The organism is Pseudomonas sp. TAA207, assembly GCF_001529285.1.
Classification (GTDB): domain Bacteria; phylum Pseudomonadota; class Gammaproteobacteria; order Pseudomonadales; family Pseudomonadaceae; genus Aquipseudomonas; species Aquipseudomonas weihenstephanensis.
Genome location: NZ_LLWJ01000071.1, coordinates 122,302 through 146,650 on the forward strand (window position 1 = coordinate 122,302; position 24,349 = coordinate 146,650).

Annotated in this window: 18 protein-coding genes; 12 read left to right on the forward strand and 6 right to left on the reverse strand. The window is 56.6% G+C overall.

Annotated elements, in window-relative coordinates:
* Positions 1–55 precede the first annotated feature (55 nt).
* From AP059_RS18760 to AP059_RS18770, 3 genes are read left to right on the forward strand one after another with little or no spacing between them, the layout of a single operon-like run.
* Positions 56–1,960 carry a sensor histidine kinase gene (locus AP059_RS18760; protein WP_059764913.1) on the forward strand — a complete coding sequence of 635 codons (1,905 nt, stop codon included), beginning with the start codon at positions 56–58 and terminating at the stop codon, positions 1,958–1,960.
* On the forward strand, positions 1,957–3,282 hold the full coding sequence (locus tag AP059_RS18765) for a sigma-54-dependent transcriptional regulator (RefSeq protein ID WP_059764915.1): 1,326 nt from the start codon (positions 1,957–1,959) through the stop codon (positions 3,280–3,282). Before AP059_RS18760 ends, AP059_RS18765 begins: the two co-directional genes overlap by 4 nt.
* Before the next feature lie 8 nt (positions 3,283–3,290).
* On the forward strand, positions 3,291–3,617 hold the full coding sequence (locus tag AP059_RS18770) for a GlpM family protein (protein WP_173426992.1): 327 nt from the start codon (positions 3,291–3,293) through the stop codon (positions 3,615–3,617).
* An 18-nt stretch (positions 3,618–3,635) separates the two neighbouring features.
* On the opposite strand, the gene AP059_RS18775 is transcribed toward AP059_RS18770, so the two are convergent.
* Positions 3,636–4,400, reverse strand: coding sequence for a MipA/OmpV family protein (locus AP059_RS18775; RefSeq protein WP_059764917.1), 765 nt, complete (start codon positions 4,398–4,400; stop codon positions 3,636–3,638).
* Positions 4,401–4,625: 225 nt separating this feature from the next.
* Here AP059_RS18775 and AP059_RS18780 point away from each other — a divergent pair, with 225 nt between their 5' ends.
* The 5 genes from AP059_RS18780 to AP059_RS18800 all read left to right on the forward strand — a co-directional run bounded on the left by AP059_RS18780 (position 4,626) and on the right by AP059_RS18800 (position 10,917).
* Entirely contained in the window at positions 4,626–5,321 is a 696-nt protein-coding gene (locus tag AP059_RS18780) for an MtnX-like HAD-IB family phosphatase (RefSeq protein WP_059764919.1), read from the forward strand.
* Positions 5,314–6,708, forward strand: coding sequence for an aspartate aminotransferase family protein (locus AP059_RS18785; protein WP_048362668.1), 1,395 nt, complete (start codon positions 5,314–5,316; stop codon positions 6,706–6,708). The genes AP059_RS18780 and AP059_RS18785 overlap by 8 nt, the downstream gene beginning before the upstream one ends.
* Positions 6,705–7,568: an alpha/beta hydrolase gene (locus AP059_RS18790; RefSeq protein WP_059764921.1), complete on the forward strand. Its 864-nt coding sequence runs from the start codon at positions 6,705–6,707 to the stop codon at positions 7,566–7,568. Before AP059_RS18785 ends, AP059_RS18790 begins: the two co-directional genes overlap by 4 nt.
* 200 nt (positions 7,569–7,768) lie before the next feature.
* Complete coding sequence (locus tag AP059_RS18795; RefSeq protein ID WP_059764923.1) at positions 7,769–9,529, forward strand: sensor histidine kinase; 1,761 nt, start codon at positions 7,769–7,771, stop codon at positions 9,527–9,529.
* Positions 9,526–10,917, forward strand: coding sequence for a sigma-54-dependent transcriptional regulator (locus AP059_RS18800; protein WP_059764925.1), 1,392 nt, complete (start codon positions 9,526–9,528; stop codon positions 10,915–10,917). The genes AP059_RS18795 and AP059_RS18800 overlap by 4 nt, the downstream gene beginning before the upstream one ends.
* Before the next feature lie 91 nt (positions 10,918–11,008).
* On the opposite strand, the gene metE is transcribed toward AP059_RS18800, so the two are convergent.
* Positions 11,009–13,324: a 5-methyltetrahydropteroyltriglutamate--homocysteine S-methyltransferase gene (metE, locus tag AP059_RS18805; RefSeq protein ID WP_059764927.1), complete on the reverse strand. Its 2,316-nt coding sequence runs from the start codon at positions 13,322–13,324 to the stop codon at positions 11,009–11,011.
* Positions 13,325–13,431: 107 nt separating this feature from the next.
* Here metE and metR point away from each other — a divergent pair, with 107 nt between their 5' ends.
* Positions 13,432–14,349, forward strand: coding sequence for a transcriptional regulator MetR (gene metR / locus AP059_RS18810; protein WP_048362663.1), 918 nt, complete (start codon positions 13,432–13,434; stop codon positions 14,347–14,349).
* Between the two features lie 69 nt (positions 14,350–14,418).
* On the opposite strand, the gene AP059_RS18815 is transcribed toward metR, so the two are convergent.
* Genes AP059_RS18815 through AP059_RS18825 form a run of 3 tightly spaced genes read right to left on the reverse strand, consistent with a single transcriptional unit; the run spans position 14,419 to position 16,058 of the window.
* The gene (locus AP059_RS18815; RefSeq protein WP_059764929.1) at positions 14,419–14,940 is read right to left on the reverse strand and encodes a GNAT family N-acetyltransferase; all 522 of its coding nucleotides are present in this window, start codon (positions 14,938–14,940) and stop codon (positions 14,419–14,421) included.
* Between the two features lie 12 nt (positions 14,941–14,952).
* The gene (locus AP059_RS18820; RefSeq protein WP_059764931.1) at positions 14,953–15,591 is read right to left on the reverse strand and encodes a LysE family translocator; all 639 of its coding nucleotides are present in this window, start codon (positions 15,589–15,591) and stop codon (positions 14,953–14,955) included.
* A gap of 23 nt (positions 15,592–15,614) precedes the next feature.
* Positions 15,615–16,058 (reverse strand): NUDIX hydrolase, encoded by a 444-nt coding sequence (locus AP059_RS18825; protein WP_059764933.1) that lies wholly within the window; start codon positions 16,056–16,058, stop codon positions 15,615–15,617.
* A 218-nt stretch (positions 16,059–16,276) separates the two neighbouring features.
* On the opposite strand from AP059_RS18825, the gene AP059_RS18830 reads away from it, so the two are divergent.
* Complete coding sequence (locus AP059_RS18830) at positions 16,277–16,744, forward strand: DUF4234 domain-containing protein (protein WP_048362659.1); 468 nt, start codon at positions 16,277–16,279, stop codon at positions 16,742–16,744.
* 48 nt (positions 16,745–16,792) lie between these two features.
* Here the strand turns inward: AP059_RS18830 and AP059_RS18835 are convergent, their stop codons facing one another.
* Positions 16,793–17,062 carry a type B 50S ribosomal protein L31 gene (locus AP059_RS18835; RefSeq protein ID WP_059764935.1) on the reverse strand — a complete coding sequence of 90 codons (270 nt, stop codon included), beginning with the start codon at positions 17,060–17,062 and terminating at the stop codon, positions 16,793–16,795.
* Positions 17,063–17,384: 322 nt separating this feature from the next.
* On the opposite strand from AP059_RS18835, the gene AP059_RS18840 reads away from it, so the two are divergent.
* Together AP059_RS18840 and AP059_RS18845 are read left to right on the forward strand one after the other, a co-directional pair.
* On the forward strand, positions 17,385–19,001 hold the full coding sequence (locus tag AP059_RS18840; RefSeq protein WP_059764937.1) for an FMN-binding glutamate synthase family protein: 1,617 nt from the start codon (positions 17,385–17,387) through the stop codon (positions 18,999–19,001).
* Positions 19,002–19,194: 193 nt separating this feature from the next.
* The gene (locus AP059_RS18845; RefSeq protein WP_059764939.1) at positions 19,195–24,234 is read left to right on the forward strand and encodes a dermonecrotic toxin domain-containing protein; all 5,040 of its coding nucleotides are present in this window, start codon (positions 19,195–19,197) and stop codon (positions 24,232–24,234) included.
* The last annotated feature ends 115 nt before the right edge of the window (positions 24,235–24,349 follow it).

The window sequence follows — 24,349 nt, forward strand, 5'->3', positions numbered from 1 at the left end:
ACAGGAAACCATTGATCAACGGCCATTGCGCAGTGGTTGACCCAAGGCATCTGTGATGAAATGCGACCCCACACTTTATCGCGGTGCCCCGCCCTCACTTGCCGTGAAACCTCGTCTGCTTCGCCATTTGCTGTTGCCGCCCTTGATCATCCTGCTGACAATCGGCCTGGGATACGCGGGCTATCGCGTCAGCGAACACTTCGGCATTCGCAACCTGAGCGAAAGCGGTGAACGCCAGTTGGAGCTGCATGCACGCACGGTTGAGAGTGAACTGGGCAAATACACCTACCTGCCCAGCCTGCTGGAACTGGAGTCCAGCGTCTCAAAGCTGTTGGGCGACCCGAATCTGCAACACCGCACCACGGTCAATCAATACCTCGAAGGGCTGAATCGGCGTAGTCGCAGCCGCGCCATTTATGTGCTCGACACCACAGGGCGCGTGCTGGCCACCAGCAATTGGCGTGACGCCGACAGTTATCTGGGTGAAGACCTGTCCTTTCGCGCCTATTTTCAAGACGCGGTACGCGGGCAGCCCGGCCGGTTTTACGGCATTGGCAGTACCAGCGGCGAACCCGGCTACTACTTGGCACACGGCCTGGAAGAGCAAGGCAAAATCATCGGCGTCGCAGTCATCAAAGTGCGTCTCGAAGCGCTGGAAGAACGCTGGCAACGCGCCCGCCTGGAAGCCTATGTCAGCGATGAGAACGGCATCATTATCCTGTCCAGCGATCCCTCCCGACGCCTGAAGTCTGTGCGCCCTTTGACCCCCGACATCAAAGAGAAGCTGGCGCGCAGCCTTCAGTATTACTGGTGGCCGCTCAATGAGCTGCAACCCCTGGACCGCGAGCACTTGGCCGAAGGGGTCGAGAAAGTCACTTTCGCCACCAACAGCGAAGTCATTACCGATCACGATCAAGTGAGTTATCTGGCGCAAACCCGCAAGCTAAACGACACGCCGTGGGACATCACCCTGCTCTCTCCCTTACAGGACCTGCGCCGCGAAGCCGCCAACCAAGGCATGCTGGTGGCCGTTGCTTTTGCGTTGCTGGCTTTTTTGCTGATTGCCTGGAACGAGCGGCGCAAAGTCATCGCCACCCGACTGGCCGCACGCGAGGCCCTGCAAGAGGCCAATAACCAGTTAGAACGCAAAATCACCGAACGCACCACTCACCTGCGCGCCAGCAATGAACGCCTCAAAGGGCAGATTCGTGAACGTAGGCAAACAGAAGACACGTTGCGCCGCGCTCAAGACGAACTGGTGCAAGCTGGCAAACTGGCCGCCATCGGGCAAATGTCCACCAGCATCGCTCACGAACTGAATCAGCCATTGGCAGCCTTGCGCACGCTTTCAGGCAATACCGTGCGCTTTCTTGAGCGGGGCGATTTGAAAGTGGCGGCGGACAATCTTGGCACCATCAACAAGCTGGTGGACCGCATGGGGCGCATCACCGCCAACCTGCGCTCATTTGCCCGCCGCGGCGATGATCACGGCCAGGCCAACCTCAATCATGCGGTCGACGCGGCCCTGCAACTGCTGGCCAACCGGCTGGAAGCCTGCGGTGCGCGCCTGCATCGAGACTTCAGCGACGCCGAGCTGAAAATTGACCAAACCCGCCTTGAACAAATACTGGTCAACCTGATCGGTAACGCACTGGACGCCATGCAGGGCCAGACCGCTGCGCCACAGGTGTGGCTTGAGGGGCATTTACAGGAAGGAAAATACCGCCTGCAAGTGCGCGACAACGGTCCCGGCATTGACCCCGAAACCCGCAAGCATCTGTTTGAACCGTTCTTCACCACCAAACCCGGTGAACAAGGGCTTGGCCTGGGCCTGACATTGTCTGCCAGCCTTGCCGCAGCCGCCGGCGGCAACCTCAGCGTCGAATTCCCGGCCAGCGGTGGTGCTGCGTTTGTCCTCTTAATACCGTTGGTGCAACCCGCTAAGGTCGATCAGATATGAACCACGAGTTGAGCGTCCTCATCGTTGAAGACGACCCCCATGTGTTGCTCGGTTGCCAACAGGCCCTGGCGCTCGAAGACATCCGCAGCGAGGGTGTCAGCAGTGCCGAGCAGGCGCTCGCCCTGGTGGGCGACAACTTCCCCGGTATCGTCATCAGCGACATCCGCCTGCCGGGCATTGATGGCCTGGAACTGCTTAAACGCCTCAAGGCTCGCGACGCCAGCCTGCCAGTGGTACTGATTACCGGCCACGGTGACATTTCAATGGCTGTCGGGGCCATGCGGGACGGTGCCTATGACTTCATGGAGAAACCCTTTTCACCGGAACGTCTGGTAGACGCCGCGCGCCGGGCACTTGAACAGCGCAGCCTGGCACGCGAAGTCTGGTCATTGCGCCGACAATTGGCTGAACGCGATTCGCTTGAAGGGCGCATCATCGGCCGCTCTCCAGCCATGCAGCACTTGCGCGAATTGATCGCCAACGTTGCCGATACGTCTGCCAACGTATTGATTGAAGGCGAAACCGGCACGGGCAAAGAGTTAGTCGCACGTTGCCTGCATGACTTCAGTCGGCGCCAGCCTCAGCAGTTTGTCGCGCTTAACTGCGGGGGCTTGCCCGAAAACCTGTTTGAAAGTGAAATTTTCGGTCACGAAGCCAACGCGTTTACCGGCGCAGGCAAACGGCGCATCGGCAAGATTGAGCACGCCGACGGCGGGACGCTGTTTCTTGATGAAGTCGAAAGCATGCCGCTCAATTTACAAATCAAGCTGCTGCGGGTACTGCAAGAACGCACGCTGGAACGCCTGGGTTCCAACCACAGCATCGACGTGGATTGCCGAGTCATTGCGGCCACCAAATCCGACCTTGACCACCTGAGCAAAGCCAATCAATTTCGTAGCGACCTTTACTATCGCTTGAACGTGGTCACGCTCGAACTGCCGCCCTTGCGCGAGCGGCGCGAAGACATCTTGCAATTGTTTGAGCATTTCTTGCAGCAGTCCTCCCTTCGCTTCGACCGCACGGCGCCCGAGCTGGACAACCAGACCTTGTCGACCCTGATGAGCCACGACTGGCCGGGCAACGTGCGAGAGCTGCGCAACGTGGCCGAGCGGTTTGCCCTTGGCCTGCCCGCGTTCAAAAAAACCGGCAATAACGTGGCGCAAGGCCTGGGCTTCTCCGAAGCGGTGGAAGCGTTCGAGCGCAACCTGCTCAACGACGCCTTGCAGCGCAGCGGTGGCAACCTGACCCAAGCCAGCCAGGAGCTGGGCATGGCCAAGACCACACTGTTCGATAAAGTTAAAAAATACGGTTTGGCTCACTAATGGATCTGATTTTAAAAGCGGCGCTCGGGGCTGGGGTGGTCATCATTTTGGCCATGCTGGCAAAAACCAAAAACTACTACATCGCAGGGCTGGTGCCGCTGTTTCCAACGTTTGCGCTGATTGCGCATTACATCGTCGGCAAAGGGCGCTCCCTCGACGATCTTAAAACCACCATCGTTTTCGGTATGTGGTCGATCATTCCTTACTTTGTGTATCTTGCCGCGCTCTACCTGCTGGTAGACCGCATGCGCCTTGAAGCCTCGCTGGCGCTGGCCGCTGTGGCCTGGTTAATGGCCGCCACCGTGCTGGTCAGTGTGTGGGTGCGCTTGCACTAACCTTCCACGTAAGGCCGCTTAAAACCTGTAGCTCAGCGCCGTCTGCACCGCGCCCTGATTCACATCACCCAAGGCCTTGACCATGCTGCTGTCAGCCGCCGAGCCGATCAAGCGGGTCCAGCTTGCACTGGTCACCCAAGACCAATGTTGGGCCAAAGGAAACGATAACCTCTGCGTCAGGCTGATCTGTTGAAACCCGCCACTGGCCTTGTACCCCGAAATCCCTGACGCTTGCGCTTCACTGGCACTCACACCAAAAAACGTCGAAGTCTGGCGCCCGTCCGCGAAGTGGGCCGCCAACTGGCTGCTACCAATGACCCCCAGCCCCAGCGGATAACCCAGCTCGCCGCCGAACTTGCCCAACACCCCGCCTTGCCCGCTTGCGCCCCCCACGGCTTGCCCCACTTGCGCGTACACCCGCCAGAACTCGGCCGGGCTGTATTGCACAAAACCGCCGAGTTGAGCCATGCCTGATACATCACGCAAGCCACGTAATGAGCCATTGGCGTTGCGCCCCGACACGTAGTTAACGAACGGCCCTGCACTCCACCCCTGTGCCTTGAAGACACTCCAGGTCAGGCCATCGTCAGTGTCCAGACTGACATTCCCCCAATCCACATCGAAATACGGTAACGGAACAGTCTCGTAGCGACTGGCGCTTGGGTCGTAGGGCTGATAGCCGACCCCCACGCCGATTTCACCCCTCAGGTCGTCAGCGGCACGCGCACCTACAGTGGCGCTCAACAATACGAACAGCAAAACAACCGATAGTGGCGCCTTCATCTCAAGGTATCCCTGTGATTCATGCGCGCATCAATCCTTTTATTGCCTGTTCAGCGCAAGCACTGATGTTGTTTGTAGCGAGCTACAAAAATTGTAGCTCTGGCGTCTTATTTTTTGCTATTGGCTGGTCAAAGCCCCGGCCTGCCGGGCTTTTTCAACTTGGCACAATCAGTGCAATTGCCCTGTGGCAGCGCAACGTGCGCCCCTTCCAACAGGACAATGCTGATGATGCAATGGCATATCGTGTGCGATTTCGACGGAACCATTACGGGCACCGACGTCATCGATAACATTCTTCAACGCTTCGCCGACGCGAGCTGGGAAGCGATCGAAGACCAATGGCTGAAAGGCGAGATCGGCTCACGTGAATGCCTGAGACGTCAACTGTCGTTGGTCCAAGCCTCTCCAGCCCAATTGCTGGCCTATTTCGACAGCGTTGACATCGACCCGCACTTTCCGGATTTCGTCGATCACGTGATCAGCCTCGGGGCGTCCATTGAAGTGGTCAGCGACGGCATCGAACAAGCCATCGCGCGGATCCTGGCGCGTAACTACGTCACCTTGCTGCCAATACTCGCCAATCGCCTGCGCCAAATGGACCAAAACCGCTGGCGTATCGACTTCCCTCACTCCAGCGATGCTTGCCGTGCCGCCTCGGGCAACTGCAAGTGCAAGTCCACACCCAGCGGCAAACGCGTGCTGGTGATTGGTGATGGCCGCTCCGACATGTGCGTGGCCGCGACTGCCGACTTTGTGTTCGCCAAAGACAGTCTGGCCAAACACTGCGAGGACAACGGCATTCCTTACGCACGTTTCGACACATTCGCAGATCTTCCAGCGTTACTCGCAAAACTGCCCAGCAATGCTGCCAACACCCTCCACTTTTCTCGTGAACAGCAGGAACTCTTCAACCATGTCTGATATCCGAATCGCCACCCCTGAAGACCAGATCCTTCTGGATAAAGAAGCCAAATACTGCTCGTACGGCGATACCGTTCACTACATTGAACCGCCGCGTATTTTCAGCCGCTGCGAAGGTTCCTACGTATGGGACACCGAAGACCAAGCCTACCTCGATCTGCAAATGTGGTATTCGGCGGTTAACTTCGGTTACTCCAACCCACGCCTGAACAACGCGCTGAAACAGCAGATCGACACGCTGCCGCAGATCGCCAGCCAATACCTGCACAAAGGCAAGATCGAGCTGTCAGAGTGCATCGCTGTCGACGCCAAGAACAAGTTCGGCCTCGACGGGCGTGTGCACTTCAACGTGGGTGGCTCGCAGTCCATCGAAGACTCGCTCAAAGTAGTACGCAACGCCAGCAACGGCAAAAGCCTGATGTTTGCCTTCGAAGGCGGGTATCACGGCCGCACCCTCGGCGCGTCGTCTATTACGTCGAGCTACCGCTACCGCCGCCGTTACGGGCATTTCGGCGAACGCGCCAACTTCATTCCGTTCCCGTACCACTTCCGTGGGCCAAAAGGCATGACCAAGGAAGAATATGGCAGCCATTGCGTGCAGCAATTCGCCCGCTTGTTCGAGACCGAGTACAACGGCGTATGGGACCCAAAAGTCGGCCAAAGTGAATACGCGGCGTTTTACGTCGAGCCGATCCAGGGCACTGGCGGCTATGTCATTCCGCCGATGAATTTCTACAGCGAACTCAAGCAGGTACTCGATCAGCACGGCATTTTGATGGTAGTGGACGAAATCCAGATGGGTTTCTGGCGCACCGGCAAGCTGTGGTCGATTGAACACTTTGACGTCAAACCCGACGTGATCGTATTCGGCAAGGCATTGACCAACGGCCTCAACCCGCTGGGTGGCATCTGGGCACGCGAGGAGCTGATCAACCCGACGGTCTTCCCGCCAGGATCGACCCACTCCACCTTCGCCTCGAACCCGCTGGGCACCGCGGTGGGCCTTGAAATGTTCAAAATGACCAGCGAAGTCGATTACGGCGCGATGGTCATGGCCAAAGGCAAATATTTCCTGGCCGGCCTGCAAGACCTGCAAAAGCGTTACCCGATCATCGGCGACGTGGACGGCCTGGGCTTGGCCCTGCGCTGCGAGATCTGCGGCCCGGATGGCTTCACACCGGACAAGGCGACGCTGGACTTCATGGTCGAAGAAGGCATGAAAGGCGACATCGAAATCGACGGCAAGCGGCTGGGTTTGATTCTGGACGTGGGCGGTTACTACAAAAACGTAATCACCCTGGCACCGTCGCTGGAAATCAGCTACGCAGAAATCGACTTGGGCATCGCCCTGCTCGACCGCCTTCTGCACCGGGCCATGAAACGGTGAACCCGCCAGAGATCGATCTGGGCGAAGGCGACGCCGGTTTCGTTCTCGGCACAGGTGAGGTCGCGGTGTTGTTGATCCACGGCCTTACCGGCACCCCGACGGAGTTGCGTCGGGTGGCCGTGGGCCTGGCCAAGGCTGGCTGCACGGTGTACGTGCCCACCTTGGCCGGGCATTGCGCCGATAACGCATACTTGCAGGCCACCGGCTGGCAAGACTGGTATGAAAGTGCGCGCAAAACCTTTGCCGGGATCAGGCAAAAGCACTCACAGGTGTTTGTCGGCGGGCTGTCGATGGGCGCCGTGATGTCGATGTACATGGCAGCCGAACATCCAGGGCAAATCGCGGGCCTGCTGCTGTACTCCACGACCCTGCGTTATGACGGCTGGAACATCCCAAAGGCCGCCGTACTTGTCCCGCTGCTGATGATGGTTCCTTTTGGCGTACACCTGTGTAGCTTCGACGAAAAGCCACCCTATGGGATCAAGAATCCACGTTTGCGGGCCATCGTAGAGCGGCAGATGAAAGCAGGCGACAGCAATAACGCCGGGCTTTTAAGCATGTCAGGTGTGAGCGTGCGCGAACTTCGCCGGTTAATTGCAGCGGTCAAACGCAAAATGCCTGGCGTAATGACACCGACACTGGTGATCCATGCCAGCGAAGACGACATCACCAGCCGCTGGAACGCCGATTATGTTGAACGCCACTTGGGCGGTCCCGTGACCAAAGTGCTGCTCGATAACTGTTACCACATGATCACCGTCGACCTGCAATACCCGCGCGTGATCGAGTTAAGTAATGCCTTTGTGAAACAAAACAGTCTCGAAACGAAGGTCCAAGACCCGCTCTTACAGGGGGCCTGACGTGAAGAATGGCTCCTGAACCCCTCACAGGCTTACCCCGTGTCCTATAAGCCGGGGTCGCTTAGCCTGACAACCAACTTCGATCAGGGCGCTTACCGGCGCTGAATTTCGCGAGTATTCTCAGGCCCTTGAATAACGCCACGACATGAGCGGGGGTTACCCGCTCCGACCGCCATGACCGCTTCGATAAGCGAGTATTAATGTCGACCTCTCCCCACTCCGCGCACACGCCACCTCCGTTCAAAGTTTCGCGCTGGACGGTGCAGCGCAAACTGGTGCTGGCCTTTTGGCTAGTCAGTGTTATTCCGACCATGATCGCCTCGGAACTGGCCGCGACCACCTTGTCGCACATTTTCGACAGCAACGTGCGTGTATGGCTTCAAGAATCGACCAAAATCGTCAAGGACGAAATCAGCGAAACCCTGCAAGACAACGCCAGAGCGGCAAAGCTTTTTTTGCAATACACCCACCCGCCTTCCAGCAGTAAAGCCATTCGCCATGATCGACTCACCGCCGACATCGCTGACGCCATGGGTATCGACGTTGTCGCGCTGATACGTGACAGCGACCATAAAGTGGTGTTTAGCACCGCAAGCGACAACATCGTCAAGCAGATCAGCCTGTCACCCAACGCGGTATTGCAAACGATTAACGTAGGCGATGTCACGACCGGCACAGTAGTGTCGACTTTTCCGGCCCGCCAGGACGGCGTGGACTATCAACTACTGGTGGCGACCAACATCGACAGCAGTTTTCTGATCAGCGTGGCAGAGGTGCACTCTCTGGACCTGCGTCTTTATCTGCATACCCCAAAAGGCTTCGCTGAAATATTCTCCAGCCAGCGTTTTGAAGATAGACAGCCCACAGTACCCAATGCAATCGAGCAAAAACTGCGCGATACCAAGTTGCCCAGTGAGCAGTTCACGAACCGTTATTGCGGCTTGTACTGGCCGATCATTAATGACACGGGCGAGCTGCAAGGCGTGATCTACAGCGGTTTGTTGTGCAACACCAATTTGGTTGGACTGGTGAACCAACCCAACCTGTTTGTGCTGATTTTCCTGCTGGGTTCGATGCTCTCGTTGACCGTTGGCTGGCAGGTGTCCGAGCACCTGACGCGGCCTTTGCGAGCACTTTCTGAAGGCGTGCGCGCGGTCACCGCCGGGGATTACGACCAACGGGTGGACGTTTCCGGGCATGACGAACTGGCCGAATTGAGCAGTACCTTCAACCACATGACATTGCGTTTGGGCGAGCTGCATCACCTTGAGGCGCAACTGCGTCGACGGGATCGCCTGCATGCCCTTGGCGAGGTGGCCATGGGCCTGGCCCACGAAATCCGCAACCCATTGGGCATTATCAAAACCGCCACCCAATTGCTGCACCGCCGCGCCGACCTGGGGGAAACCGACAAACGCCATCTCGAATACGTGGTCAGTGAAGTCACGCGCATCAATGACCTGATCACCGACTTTCTCGATTTCGCCAAACCCAGTGCACCCGTACGCTCAACTCAAGCCGCACGCCCTCTGGTTAAAGACATTCTGGGCTTTTGCAAACCGGAACTTGAAAGCCACCACATAGATGCGCACATCTATGACCAAGCACCCGGTGCCACCTTGTATGCCGATGCACGGCAGTTGAAACAGGCGTTCCTGAACTTGATCATCAACGCCATCGACGCCATGCCTGAAGGCGGGCAGCTCAGCGTAGGCATTGACCAGAAAGACGATTACACCGTCATCAGCATTGCCGACAGCGGCGAAGGGATCGCGCCTGACATGATAGAACGCATCTTCACCCCTTTTGTGACCACCAAAGCCTCAGGCACAGGCTTGGGGCTGGCCAAGGTTTTCTCGATCATGGACAGCCACGACGCACGCATCGAGTGCGTCAGCGACAAGGGCGCAGGTGCCACCTTCAATCTGTACATTCCGTCACATGGAGGGGATGAGGCATGAGTCATAACGTGCTGGTGGTGGACGACGAACCGAAGTTGTGTGACCTGCTCAGCTCAGCGCTCAGCCAGAATGACGTGCACGTGTTCACAGCGAGCAACGGGGTACAAGCACTGGCCATTCTGGAGCAAGAAGACATCGACCTGGTCATCAGCGATTGGCGCATGCCGGGCATGGACGGGCCGCAACTGCTGGCCGAAGTCAAACAACGTTATTCGCACCTGCCGGTGATCGTGATGACCGCCTACAGCACGGTAAAAAATGCCGTGCAGTCCATGCGCAACGGCGCCTATGACTACATCGCCAAGCCCTTCGACATCGACGAGCTGGACATTACTGTCCACAAAGCCCTGCAATTTCGCGACATCCTGCGTGACAACGCACGCATGCGGGCCGAACTGGACCAACACCAGCCCTTCGACAACCTGATTGGCGACAGCCCCAGCTTTCGCCGTGTGTTGCAGGCCATTGACTCAGTACGCGACAGTAGCGCGACGATTTTGCTCACCGGCGAAAGCGGCACGGGCAAAGAGATGGTGGCACGCGCCATTCACAAACATGGCAGTCGCGCCGACAAACCGTTTGTCGCGGTTAACTGTGCGGCCATTCCTGAAGGGCTGCTGGAAAGCGAGATGTTTGGCCATCGCAAAGGCGCATTCACCGGCGCGGTCACCGACCGTGTAGGACGCTTCATGCAGGCTGACAAGGGCACGTTGTTCCTCGATGAAGTCGGCGATATGCCACTGGCGTTGCAGGCAAAGATTTTGCGTGCCCTGCAAGAGCGTGTGATCGAACCCGTGGGTGATCCGCGTGAGCGCAAGGTGGATGTCCGGGTGATTGCAGCCACCCATAAAAACCTGCTCGAAGCGGTCGCCAACAAGGAGTTTCGCGAAGACTTGTATTACCGTTTGAATGTGTTCCCGATCCAACTGCCCGCCTTGCGCGAGCGCATAGAAGACATCGCACCGCTGGCGCGGCACTTTGCGCATAACCTGGGGGCAACGGCAGGTAAACGTATCACCGGGTTCAGTCCAGATGCCTTGCAGGCCATGGCCGAATACAACTGGCCGGGCAACATCCGCGAGCTGCAAAATTGCGTCGAGCGCGCCACTATTGTGGCCACCAGCAGCACCATTGAAGACAGCGACCTGCCGCCGTATTTGTTTAGCGCACAACCCCATCAACAATGTGGCGTGCTGGAGTCTGGCCCCAGCGTGCCACCGGATCTGGAAGCGGCGTTGGCCGAGGTTGAAAAGGCCTACATTCTCGCGGCGTTGCAACAGGCCAACGGCGTGCAAGCGGCGGCGGCGCAGCTCATCGGCATTTCAGAACGAAGCTTTTGGTATCGCCTGAAAAAACTCGATATCCATGTCGAAAAAATCGTGCGCTAACCACACCCTGTAGGCGCTGATGCAGGCTGCGATCTATTGATTTAAAGATCAAAAGATGACTGCCTGCGTCAGAGCCTGCATGACGGCGGCCTTAAGCCACCTCGGCGCGCAACTGACGTGCTGCGGCCACCATGTTGATCAACGCGGCTTCCGTCTCGGCCCAGGCGCGGGTTTTGAGGCCGCAGTCCGGGTTCACCCACAGCCGCTGCGCCGGGATACGCTGCGCAGCCTTGCTCAGCAACTTGACCATTTCGGCCGTGTCCGGCACCCGCGGCGAATGGATGTCATACACCCCTGGGCCAATGTCGTTCGGGTAGTCGAACGCTTCAAAGGCGTCCAGCAATTCCATGTCCGAACGGGAAGTCTCAATCGTGATGACGTCAGCGTCCATCTCGGCAATCGACTTGATCACATCGTTGAACTCGCTGTAGCACATGTGGGTGTGAATCTGGGTTTGATCCCCCACGCCCGAGGCACACAGACGGAACGCTTCGACCGCCCAATCCAGGTACTCCTGCCACTGCGCACGGCGCAGCGGTAAGCCCTCACGGAATGCCGCTTCGTCGATTTGCACAATTTTGATCCCGGCTTTTTCCAGGTCGACCACTTCGTCACGAATGGCCAATGCCAACTGTTGCGCCTGCTCCTTGCGCGACACATCTTCGCGCGGGAAGGACCACATCAGCATAGTCACCGGCCCGGTCAGCATGCCCTTCATGACTTTGTCGGTCAGGCCTTGGGCGTATTTGATCCATTCCACGGTCATGGCTTTCGGACGACTCAGGTCGCCGAAGATGATCGCCGGTTTCACACACCGCGAACCGTAGCTTTGCACCCAGCCATATTGGGTGAATACATAGCCATCCAGTTGCTCGGCAAAGTACTCCACCATGTCGTTGCGCTCGGCCTCGCCGTGTACCAAGACATCCAGCCCCAGACGTTCTTGTGTCTCTACTGCATTACGAATTTCACTGTGCATGGCTTCGGTGTATTCACTGACCGACAATTTGCCTTGCTTGTAGGACTGGCGCGCCAGACGAATAGAAGCGGTTTGCGGGAATGAACCGATGGTGGTGGTCGGAAAGGCTGGCAAATTCAAGCGCGCCCGCTGTACTTCAATGCGTGCAGCAAACGGCGAATGACGCTGGCTATCCGCCTCGCTAATCGCGGCAAGGCGCGCTTGGACGGCGGGCTTGTGAATACGCGGCGACTTGGCGCGGCTTTCTTGCACGGCCCGACTTTCGGCCAGGGCTTTTTGCACGCTGGCGTCTTGCGGTTTATTCAACGCATCACGCAAAACAGCTATCTCGCCACATTTTTGTTTAGCGAACGCCAGCCAGCTTTTCAGTTCGGCATCGAGTTTGGTTTCGCGGTCCAGGTCCACCGGGCTGTGCAGCAATGAGCACGAACCCGCGACCCACAGGTTGTCACCAAAACGCTCTTCGGCTTGTTGCAGTTGCGCCAGCGCGTTTTCCAGGTCGCAACGCCATACGTTACGGCCGTTCACCAGGCCCAGCGACAACACTTTATAGGTCGGCAAACGATCCAGAATCGCGTTCAATTGGTCTGGCGCACGCACCAGGTCTACATGCAGCCCTTCAACCGGCAAGCTGACCGCCAGGCCGAGGTTGTCTTCCAGGCCACTGAAATACGTGGCAACCAACTTTTTAAGCGGCGAGTACTGAAGGATGTGGTACGCACGCTCGAAGGCGTTTTTCCATTCTTGCGGTAAGTCGAGTGACAGAATCGGCTCGTCAATCTGTACCCACTCAACGCCTTGTTCGGCCAAGCGGGTCAGGATTTCACCGTACACCGGCAGCAAGTTTTCCAGCAGGTCGAGTTTGTTGAACTCATCGCCTTTGGCTTTGCCCAGCCACAGGTAAGTCAGCGGGCCGATGATGACCGGCTTGACCCGATGCCCCAGTGCAAGCGCCTCAGCAGTCTCTTCAAACAGTTCGTTCCAGCTCAGTTCAAAACGCTGATCAAGGCTCAATTCCGGCACGAGGTAGTGGTAGTTGGTGTCAAACCACTTGGTCAGTTCCTGAGCATACTGGCCTTTGCTGTGCTCGCCGCCGCCGCAGCAGCTCTGGCTCGCGCCACGGGCCATGGCAAACAAGGTATCCAGGGTCGGGCGGCCTTCGTCATCGAGGGTGCTGGAAAAGCGTTCTGGAATCGCGCCAAACGTCAGCGAATGGGTCAACACCTGGTCGTACCAGGCGAAGTCGCCGACCGGCACAAGGTCAATGCCTGCATCTTTTTGCAGTTGCCAGTGTTTGGCGCGCAATTCACGGCCCACGGCGTTAAGTGCGGCTTGATCGATATCGCCTTTCCAGTAGGCTTCAAGGGCTTTTTTCAGTTCGCGATCCGCGCCGATGCGTGGGAAACCAAGATTGTGAGCCAGGGCCATAACGGCATTCCTCCATGTCAGTAATGGCCCAATTATCGACAGACGCATCAACATGAGACAAACTCAACGTTTTCGTGTTCATCATCAAAATTACTCATGGAGCACCCGTGCTGGAAATTCGTCACCTCAAAACCCTGCACGCCTTGCGCGAATCCGACAGCCTGGTCGAGGCGGCAGAGCGCCTGCACTTGACCCAGTCGGCCCTGTCTCATCAGTTCAAAGAGCTGGAAGAACGCATGGGCATGCCGTTGTTCGTGCGCAAAACCAAACCTGTGCGCTTCACCAGTGCGGGTCTGCGCCTGCTGCAACTGGCCGACGCCATGTTGCCGCTGCTGCGGGGTGCAGAGCGAGATATAGCGCGCCTGGTCGGTGGTACGGCGGGCCGCCTGCACATGGCGATTGAATGCCACAGCTGCTTCCAGTGGTTGATGCCCACCATCGACCAGTTCCGTGATGCGTGGCCCGAGGTTGAACTGGACCTGGCATCAGGCTTCGCGTTCGCCCCGCTCCCGGCGCTGGCGCGCGGCGATCTGGATTTGGTGGTCACCTCTGACCCACAAGAGATTGCAGGTCTGACGTACGTGCCGCTGTTCACCTACGAAGCCATGCTGGCCGTTGCCAATCAGCACCCGCTGGCCAGCAAGCCATTTATCGTGCCTGAAGACTTAAGTACCGAAATTCTCATCACCTACCCGGTGGAGCGTGACCGGCTCGACATCTTTACCCGCTTTCTGGAACCGGCTGACGTAGAGCCCGCGCAAGTACGTACCTCAGAGTTGACGGTCATGATGATGCAACTGGTGGCCAGCGGCCGAGGTGTGTGCGGGATGCCGCACTGGGCGCTGCATGAATACAGCTCACGGGGTTACGTGAAAGCCAAGCGCCTGGGAGAAAAAGGGTTGTTCGCCACGCTGTATGCAGCGATTCGCGCAGACATGCTGGATGCGCCGTACATGCGCGACTTCTTGCTCACCGCCAAAGACACCTCGTTCTCGACGCTGGATGGCGTCAGCGCCGTGCGCTAAACCCCGCAAACGCCATTGGCTGCGCTCTTTTGATCTTGAAAACCAACAGATCGCAGCCTGCGCCAACGCCTACAGGGTTTTGTGCTCGGCAACCGTCCGCCAGCGGCGCATATGCACGCGGTCGTAATAGTCTTCCCCCACCCGAATCGCGCAATCCTCCAGCCCCGACTGTTCAAACCCGCAACGCTTGTACAACGCCAGCGCCGCCGTGCTATTGGCGCTGACGGTGAGTTCAATCACTTCGATATCGGATTCTTGCTCAGCCAGAGACACGACCGCCTGCACCAATTGCTCGCCCAACCCCTGACCTCTGAAGCGTTCGCGCACATATAAGCCAAACAAGGTGGACTTGTGCTGCGCCTCTGCCCACGGTTCAAAGGCCAGGCCGACGATCCCCGCCAACTCGCCCTCAATAAATGCGCCGTACAGCGCACTGAGTTCATCATCCAGCTGCGATTGCCACCAGCTCAGCGGCAAGTGCTCTCGCTGGGTAATCGTGGAGACAAAGGCCTCAGGGTGTCGTTCATAGGCCTCTAGCATCAAGTGGCGATAGCCAGCGGCGTGTGAAGGATCAAGCAGTTCTATAGCCATTGAGGGTCCACGTCATAGCGTTTTACGTTGTTCGAGCATCAGCCTTACCGCCAGCGCCGCCAAGACGAAGCCCATCACATAACGTTGCACGGCCAACCATAACGGGTTGCGTACAAACCAGACGGCGATCCCCGCGGCGAACAAGGCAATCAGCAAGTTGACGGTAAAACTGACGCTGATTTGAATAAGGCCCAACAGGATACTTTGGATAAACATCGAGCCGTGAGCCGGGCTGATGAACTGCGGCAGAATCGAGAGGTAAAACAACGCCACCTTGGGGTTTAGCACACTGGTCAAAAAGCCCATGGCGACCAGTTTCGAAGACGAATCCGGCACCAGCTCACGGGCCTCAAACGGCGAACGTGCGCCGGGTCTAACCGCCTGCCAGGCCATCCACAACAGATAGAGCGCACCTGCCCACTTCAAGGCCTCATAGGCCATCGGCACAGCCAAAAACACAGCTGTCAGCCCGACCGCAGCGGCGAGCATGTGAACAAAGAAACCCGCCACCACCCCCACCAAAGACGTCACCCCTGCTGCGCGCCCCTGACAGATCGAACGCGAAATCAGATAGATCATGTTTGGCCCCGGTGTCAGCACCATCAGCACACACGCCGCAGTGAAAATCAGCACATCGTGGGCAGCAATCATCAAGGGTCCTTATCGGCATTCAATCAGTCAGAGGTCGGAGTAATCTGGCGGTAGAACGGCAAAATCACCTCACCGGTCAAGGGCGCCAGGGTCAAGCCGCCATCGCCACGGGGATCAATCCATTGCACTTCTTCGATCTCCGCAGCAGGGGCCACGTCAGCGTCGATGTGCAGCAAAAACAACTCGGCCTGCACCTCAAACCCCGGCTCATTCACCGCCGGTGCACAAAAGTGCCCAAGGTAGGTGGCGCGGACCGGGTCAATCTTGAGCGCAAGCTCTTCTTCCAGCTCCCGGGCCAGCGCTTCGATGGGTTGCTCATGGGCATCAATTTTGCCACCCGGCTGCATAAAGGCTTGAGTACCGCGCTTGCGCACCAGCAGGGTTCGGCCGTCGGGACCAATCAGCACTGCGGCGGCGATACGAATGATATTGGTCGGTAAAGGCAAAGATTGATCGGAACGCGTCACAAGAATTAACCACTCAGAGTGCGAAGACGCGCAGGATCACACGGCCAGACTTCGCTGAAAAGATACAGATCCGTCTTTTTTAGAGGTTTATCAAACCGCTGAAAAGGTTAATAAAACATTGCCTGTAAGGTTCTGTTAAGGTGCGCACCGTCCTGCCCGGAGGCAAGGATTGAGCGCGTAAATAATTACGCCGAGACAAAGGATAAAAGGAGTTTTAAATGTCGAGCATCACTGAGCTAAAAGAACGCGTTAACACTAAAACCTGGAACCTGGTATTGCTGGCTGTTGCAACTGCAGGCCTGTACCCCCTGCTCTGGCTATGGCAGAACCACACGATCATTGATCAAGTGACCCAGCGCCAAACCGCGAACACTACTTACCTTATCTGGCTGGCGGTGTGTATTGGCTGGGGGGGTGCACTGGGCAATACAGGGGATAACGCCCTGATTCTCATTGGTAGCCTTTTGAGCCTTGCCGGGGCTGTTTTGTACATCGTGTGGGCGTTTCGAGCGCGGGCTGCCTTGCAAGAATACGCACTTAACGAACACAAAATTGATCTGCGCATGAACGGTTTTTACACCTTCATCTTCAACGTCTATTACATCAACTACTGCATCAACGACCTGCCGGAAGCGCTGCGCAAGCAGCAGATTTTGCAGGGCAAGACGCAAACCACTACCGTTTGATGATGTTTGGCCGCCCCGTTCGAGGGCGGCCAGTTAGGTCTGTGCGTATCAATCTTGAGCCACGGCCTTCGAACCAAATCCCGCGAAACGCTTGTTAAAGCCTGCAATCCTCCCCTCCGATTGCGTCTTGCGCTGCTGCCCGGTGTACACCGGATGCGAGGCGCTGGAAATATCCAGCACCACATAAGGGTACGTGTTGCCATCGGTATGGACATGCGTGCGATCCGTGTCCATCGTAGAGCCGATCAGAAAGTACGCGTCGACCGCGGTGTCGTGAAAAAGCACTGTCCGGTAGTCAGGGTGAATGCCAGGTTTCATGGAATGTCTCCGTCGTTAAGGTAAGATCGAAACGTTATACAGTAACCACCATAACCCCTGCAAATGAGAACTTGTTTCAACTCGGCGTTCGCGTTAGGTGCCCGCGACTTTCGTCGGGATGCCGCGCCAGGCGAAATCCCGTTCAATGACTAGTCTGCTTTCTGTAATGACGTTTGCTTGATACAGGGCAAACACCGCCCCCGGGAAACCTCCAGGCTAAAGAGAGGGTCCTGACCACACCGTGAGTTCCCGCTTGTGCAGTTCACAAGCCCTTCAGGCGCAATGGCCTGACTGAAAAAACAAGCCTGAAACAGGAAACCGTATGAGCCTGTCACTGTTGAGCCGTTATGCGTTTTTTGCCTTTTGCGTGATTTTCACTCTCGCCAGCCTGCCGTTTATGCACCACGAGTGGTTATGGCCCTTTACTGCTGTGACCCTGGTGTTGAGCCTGATCGGTATTTTCGACCTGCTGCAAACCCCCCACGCCGTGCGCCGTAACTACCCCATCCTGGGCAACATCCGATACATGGTTGAGACCATTCGCCCGGAGATCCGCCAATACCTGCTGGAATCGGACAGCGATGCCCTGCCCTTCTCCCGGGCACAACGCTCGCTGGTGTATTCACGGGCCAAGAATGAAAGCGCTGACAAACCATTTGGCACCCTGATCGATGTGTACCAATCAGGCTTTGAGTTTATCGGGCACTCCATGCGTCCGGCCCCTTTGAGCGACCCGGCGGGTTTTAGAGTGATGGTCGGCGGGCCTCAGTGCACGCAGCCTTACAGTGCATCGGTGTTCAACATCTCAGCCATGAGTTTCGGCTCCCTGAGCGCCAACGCGATTCGCGCACTGAATAAAGGGGCGCAACTGGGTAACTTTGCGCACGACACGGGTGAGGGCAGCATCAGCCCATATCACCGCGAAAACGGCGGGGACCTGACGTGGGAGTTGGGCAGCGGCTATTTCGGCTGCCGCACGGCCGATGGCCGTTTCGACCCGGAACGCTTTGCCGTTCAGGCGCAAAACCCGCAAGTGCGCATGATCGAAATCAAGATGAGCCAAGGGGCAAAACCCGGTCATGGCGGGATTTTGCCAAAAGATAAAGTCACTCAAGAAATCGCTGAAACACGCGGCATCATGATGGGTGAAGACTGCATTTCCCCTTCACGACACAGCGCGTTTTCAACACCCCTTGAGTTGATGCAGTGGATCGCCCAATTGCGTGAACTGTCCGGCGGCAAGCCCGTGGGCTTCAAGTTCTGCCTGGGCCATCCGTGGGAGTTCATGGGCATTGCCAAAGCCATGCTGGAAACCGGCATCTTGCCGGACTTCATCGTCATCGACGGCAAAGAAGGTGGCACCGGGGCCGCACCGGTTGAGTTCACCGATCACATGGGCGCGCCAATGCGTGAAGGGTTGTTATTCGTGCATAACACCCTGGTGGGGCTCAACCTGCGCAGCAAGATCAAACTGGGCGCCAGTGGCAAGATCGTCAGCGCCTTTGATATTGCCAGCGTGTTGGCGATTGGCGCCGACTGGGCCAACTCGGCACGCGGCTTTATGTTTGCCATCGGCTGTATTCAGTCGCAGTCCTGCCACACCAACAAGTGTCCAACCGGCGTAGCCACACAAGACCCATTGCGCCAGCGCGCGTTGGTGGTCCCGGACAAAGCACAACGGGTGTTTCACTTCCATCGCAACACCCTCAAGGGCCTGGCCGAAATGCTGGCCGCCGCGGGCCTTGAACACCCAGCACAGCTACAGGCCAAACACCTGGTGCGACGCGTGTCGGCAACTGAGGTCAAACTGTTTTCGCAGCTTCACGTTTTTCTCAAACCCGGCGAGTTGCTGACCGGAGAAGTTAATGGCGAATTTTATTCGCGCATGTGGCAAATGGCCCGTGCGGACAGTTTTGAAGCCAATGCACTAAACGTTTAAAAAAACAGTGTCGGGGGGGGAGCACCTTCCCGACACTCTGTGCCACTTAATCAATGGCGAGAGGAACTACATAACTAGTTGTTCACCCTGAATAGTTGCTCACTCGGTCTACATCGCGATCAACTTTTTAGACTTTTTAGCGCCCGGCATCCTTCCTAGACTCAAGGCACTCTTAGCCATCGGAAGTTGCAGCATGCCAGAACCCCACTCGCCGCCAGTTCCATCTGTAGTGTCCGCCGCAGACTTGCACGAAGTCGGCATTCACCATGATCTTATTAAAGCGGCCACTCAAGAAGCCCTCGCACACACCTCACCCGCTATCATCAATCGACTAAACGAACACCCCTTCACACTTCCCGAATGGTTTATCAACGCCACGCCCGAGCAGCGAACGGCGTTAAAAGAATCGCAACGGCTCAACCAGGCGTCATTCACTGCCGTCAATGCTTACCTGAATAAAATCAGTACCGCAGAAGCGTTTGCGGCACCTTTGTTGGAACGGGCTTTAAAAGATCGGTTTGATATCACCTGTGACGTCAAACGTAATGTCATCACCCTCACCACCCTCAACTGGTTCACCAACGAAGTAGAAAGCTCTACGACTCAAACACTGCTTCAGGCCGCACTGCATAACTTTGAACCCGATCAAGCCCAAGCAGGCGGTATCGCGCGCGGGTCATACCTGTGGAGCGCCGCCTCGCATCATTCCAGCGACCCTGCCCCGCAAAAAATTGAAATTGAACCCATGGCGTTTGTGCGCCTGTGCCGAGAGCTGGATATCGGCGGCCAATATCAATCACATTTGAAGGCCCTGTTAGACCCACCCGACGCGGGAGAAAAAAGGGGGCTGGAGCAAGTGTTCACACAACATGAGCGTCATGTGCTCATGCTCCAGGCGGATATCGCGCTGATGAAGGGCGATATTCTCCACAGTACGCATTCAACCTTGATCGGTTACTGCCGCGGCGAAGACCACCCGTTGTTCAATCATTTGCCCATGACCTGCAATACCCTGGCATTGGATGACATCCCCTTCAAGTCAATGATCCTGTCGCATGGGACCCCGTTGGAACAAGGCCGGCGCTGCATCGTGTATATCCCGGGCGACCCCATCAGTTGCATCAAGGAATACCCAACGGTCAGAGCGGCATCGGCAGACCTGATCCATAAGTTGCACGACAAAAGTTACCGCGACTTCTTTATTCACCTGGCCCCGCAGTATCAAAAACTAAAACTGATCAAACGTTTCAATAACCGCTTCATTCACGCTAGCCGCGACCCGCTGGGCATGCAATTCAGCCCGACCCCGCCCTCGCTGTTTCATTATTTATATGCACAAAAAAAACAACAACTATTTGAAGATGCCTATTTTCTTGCCGTGCCCACGGCCACGGTTAATCGCCTTTCAGTGGTTCATCGCCTGGAACACTATCTGGACATCAGCCTGAATGTATTAAATGTAGCCGCACTCTTTGTCCCCGGGGTGGGTGAGGTGATGACCGTGGTGTTTGCGGCCCAAATAATGACCGATATTTATCACGGCATAGAAGCCTGGGAGCAGGGAGAACAAGCCCTCGCCTGGGGCTATACCAAGAGCGTACTCACCAACCTTGCGTTTGCCGCAGCCGCGGGCAAGTTTGCCAGCGAACTAGCCAGGCCGGTGCCTGTTGAACGGTCGCCTTATGTTGAAGAGTTGCAGGTCGTCACCGTAAAAGACGCTCCCCCTCAGCTCTGGCGCCCCGATCTCAGACCGTACGAACATGACATCCACTTTGACGCCTGGGCCAAAACAGATCCGCAAGGTTTATACACGCACGCTGATAAAAAATACCTGCGTCTTGAGGGTAAACATTATCAACTCCAGGCCGCACCCGATAAAACCTACCGCCTGCAACACCCCGGCCGACCCGACGCCTATGCACCGCTTATCAGCACTAACGGACGGGGCGCATGGCTGCATGAAGCCGAAGAACTCAACGACTGGAATCAAGCCACTTTAATTCGTCGTCTTGATGGTGCACTCCATGGCATCAGCGATGAGCAGGCACTCAATCTGTTGCATGTATCAGGCGTGGATGCAGCCCAACTGCAACTGATTTACATCGAGCAAACGCGGCCGCCCGCCCTGCTTGACGATTGCATCCAACGCTTTAAAGCCCAGCAAATGCTCGACCATTTCATCACTCGGATGCGAGTTGGGGACGTAAAGGCCGACCCTCTCCTGCAACTTCAAATTCTGGTAGAGGCCGAACTATGGCCGCGCACCAAAGCATTGCGTTGCCTGGATAGCTCAGGCCAAACCATCATTGAGTACGGCAACGGCAGCGCCATAAAGCGCCCCGTCCTTCAGATACTCGATAGCCAGGTACGCCAGGGTGAACTGTTAAGCATCGTGCTCCAATCATTGGACTCGCAAGAAATCAGAGACTTGATTGGTCCTGACCCGATCACTGGCACATGGGTGCATCAACTGGAAGCGCAAGTTAAGCAGTTGTGCTCCACGATTGCCGATCATGCCGAACGCCTGCGCGAGCCACTGTTTGCCTCTCAATATCGCTTGACCCAACTGTCGGACGACGCTTTGGTAAAACGCTTGACTGAGGCGTATCCAGGATTACCCGCGCAAGCGGGCGATGAAATGATCAAGGCCGCCGCATCGGCTGAAATCTGGCGCTTGGAGAACGGCGCTCAGGTGCCTCTGCGCCTTAAAGAAGAAGCCTTGGCCTTTGTGCAAGAGACTCGTCTGATGCGGGCTTACGAGGGCCTTTACTTTGATTACGAAGCCAATCCGGATACGCAAAAAATGATACTGCACAGCCTTGCGCAAATGCCTGGCTGGCCCACTGACCTGAGGCTTGAAGTTCACGACCGCATGCTTTACGGCCCCCTGCTTGATTACCTGGGTCCCGAGGATGCCCCGGTTCGCAAAGTGCTGGTCAAGCAGGGCAAACGCTACAGCACGTTCAACGGGCATGACCAGATGCTGCACGGTCTGGATGATATCTACGCCTCGGTCCTTCACGCGCTCCAAGACGAACACCGCGCGGCGCTGGGTTTCCCGCACACGGGCCAGGGCCAGGCATTGAAGGAAGCCCTCGCAGAACGCCCGGCGATGGATCGACATATGCTGAGAATGATCCTGGGTATTTCAAGGGCTTCGCTAGCGCCAGATTCACCTCTGCAATTAACACGAGGGCGACGCGGTTATCCTCGGTTTGAAAAAGAACCCGCGCGCTGTGGACGGGCTCCCTTCGTTTGCTTCCCGGCCAACCCGAGAAGAATCCGCCACCTGAAATCCAAACTGTATCCGGCCCACACCTACCAATCGGTCGAAGGTTTTTTGGGCCTTGAAAGCCTTTACAGCCGCGAAGGGCTGACCCGGCTTGAGGCGTTGAACAAAGAATACAAAACGCTCAGAAACAGCCTGAATGACTGGGTTGGGGCGCCCCTTGAAGCGGTGCAAGTGAGCGAATTCCACCAACGTCCGGTGCATATTCGCGACAAAACCCGCGCCGCCAACAAAATCATTCGATGCTGGCAGCGAAGCTCGGGGATGAGTAGCCCACATCCCGGTGCTCGACTCAATCTCAACGACATCAATCTCGCGACACTGCCCACGCTCAAAGCCGACTTCAGCCACGTCACGACACTGGAAATAAGCAATACCTACCTGCACCGCAGTGTTGAGGCGTTCCTCACCCATTTCCCCAATCTGGAGGAAGTGAAGTTTGAGGCCTCCCATTTGCGTGAACTGCCCGATTCGTTGTTCAGCCTCCAACACTTGAAGCTCCTTAACGTGAGGGAAAATTACCTCGCCCTCTCTCCGCGCACTGCCACACAATTAGCGGTTTTGAAAAAATTGCGGGCGATTGACCTTAGCCATAATCCGCTGGGCGTCATCCCTGATTTCAGCGCGTTAACAGAACTCGTGAGCTTGAAATTGAGAAGTACCGGACTCACAGCATGGCCCACAGGCATTGAGTATCTGGAGCATTTAACGCATCTGGATATGCGCGGTAACTTCCTGACGACCCTCCCACCCGGGTATTTCCAACTGCCTGCGACACGACTGCGTAACACCTTTGTGCACGACAACCCGTTCACCGGTTCGACACTGGAGGCCGTCAACACATACCGCCGCCACTTGGGACTTGCTCCGGAATTGCGCAGCCATGCCGTGGCGAGTGCGCCCGAGGGCCAACTTCTGCTGTGGCTTGAGCCAGACTTGATCGAAGCCGAACGCACGTTGAAAACAAACCTCTGGGACGCGGTCGCGTCAGAGCCACAAGCGCAAAACTTCTTTAAGGTCATTCAGGACCTCGTCGCCTCAGCAGACTTTGAATTCGACCGCCAGCCGTTAACGCGCAAGGTATGGCAGGTTCTGGAAACCGCAGCCGATGACAGCGCCTATCGAGCCGAGGTGTTTGCAAACTCAATAGAAAACGAAACCTGCGTCGACCGTACTTCCACTATTTTTAGCCGCTTCGGTTTCAAGCTATTACTGCGTGAAGCCTTGTTATCCGACGCCGGGGTCAGAGAAACCAAACTGCTCGCGTTGATGACCGGTCGAGTGCGGTTGTTGGAACTCGATGACATTGCCCAAACTCAAATCGCGTTGCAGGCCCATGCTTATACCAATGCCGTCAATGAAGCTGTTTTAGCGCCAGACGCCATACAAAGGCTCAAGCCTGATGAACTTGAAGTGAAGCTGATTTATCAAGTCGATTTGGCCCAACGCCTCCAACTGCCCTGGCAGCCCTCACATATGCGCTTTCGAAATGTTGCAAAAATAACCCCGCAGCAAATTGAAGAGGCGTATCAAACCGTCATCAACAAAGAGGCCACCCCAGGGTACATGGCAAAAAAACTGCTTGAGGAGGACGTGTGGCGGGACTACATCGAATCCACTTACAGCAGCGAAATAAACGCCGCTAACACCCTGCTCGAACAGCGTTATAGCGATATCGAAAGTCTTCAGGAAAAACAGCAACAGTGGGCATTGACCATGAACAGTACTGACGCACCGGCAAGGGCATTACTGGAAAGCGAGCTTAAAGCACTTGCCCGGCGCCTGGCCCTTGACCAAACCAGGGTGTTTACCGGCGCCCCCATGACTGAGGCAGACTATCTCGCCGAACTTGCACAACTTGACCAACAACGGAAAAAACCCCTGGAGCGGATTACCCAAAAAATCCTTGATAGAAAAACCTTGGCCACGATTGAAGAAGAGTAATGCGAGCCCGCCTGCGCGCAACATGAAGTCACCTCAAGGCTTTGCATTTAGGTGCTTTTACCGTCACCCTGCGCGCCTCTTTCCGGCGGCGCGCAGCCTCTGCTGCCATTGGCTG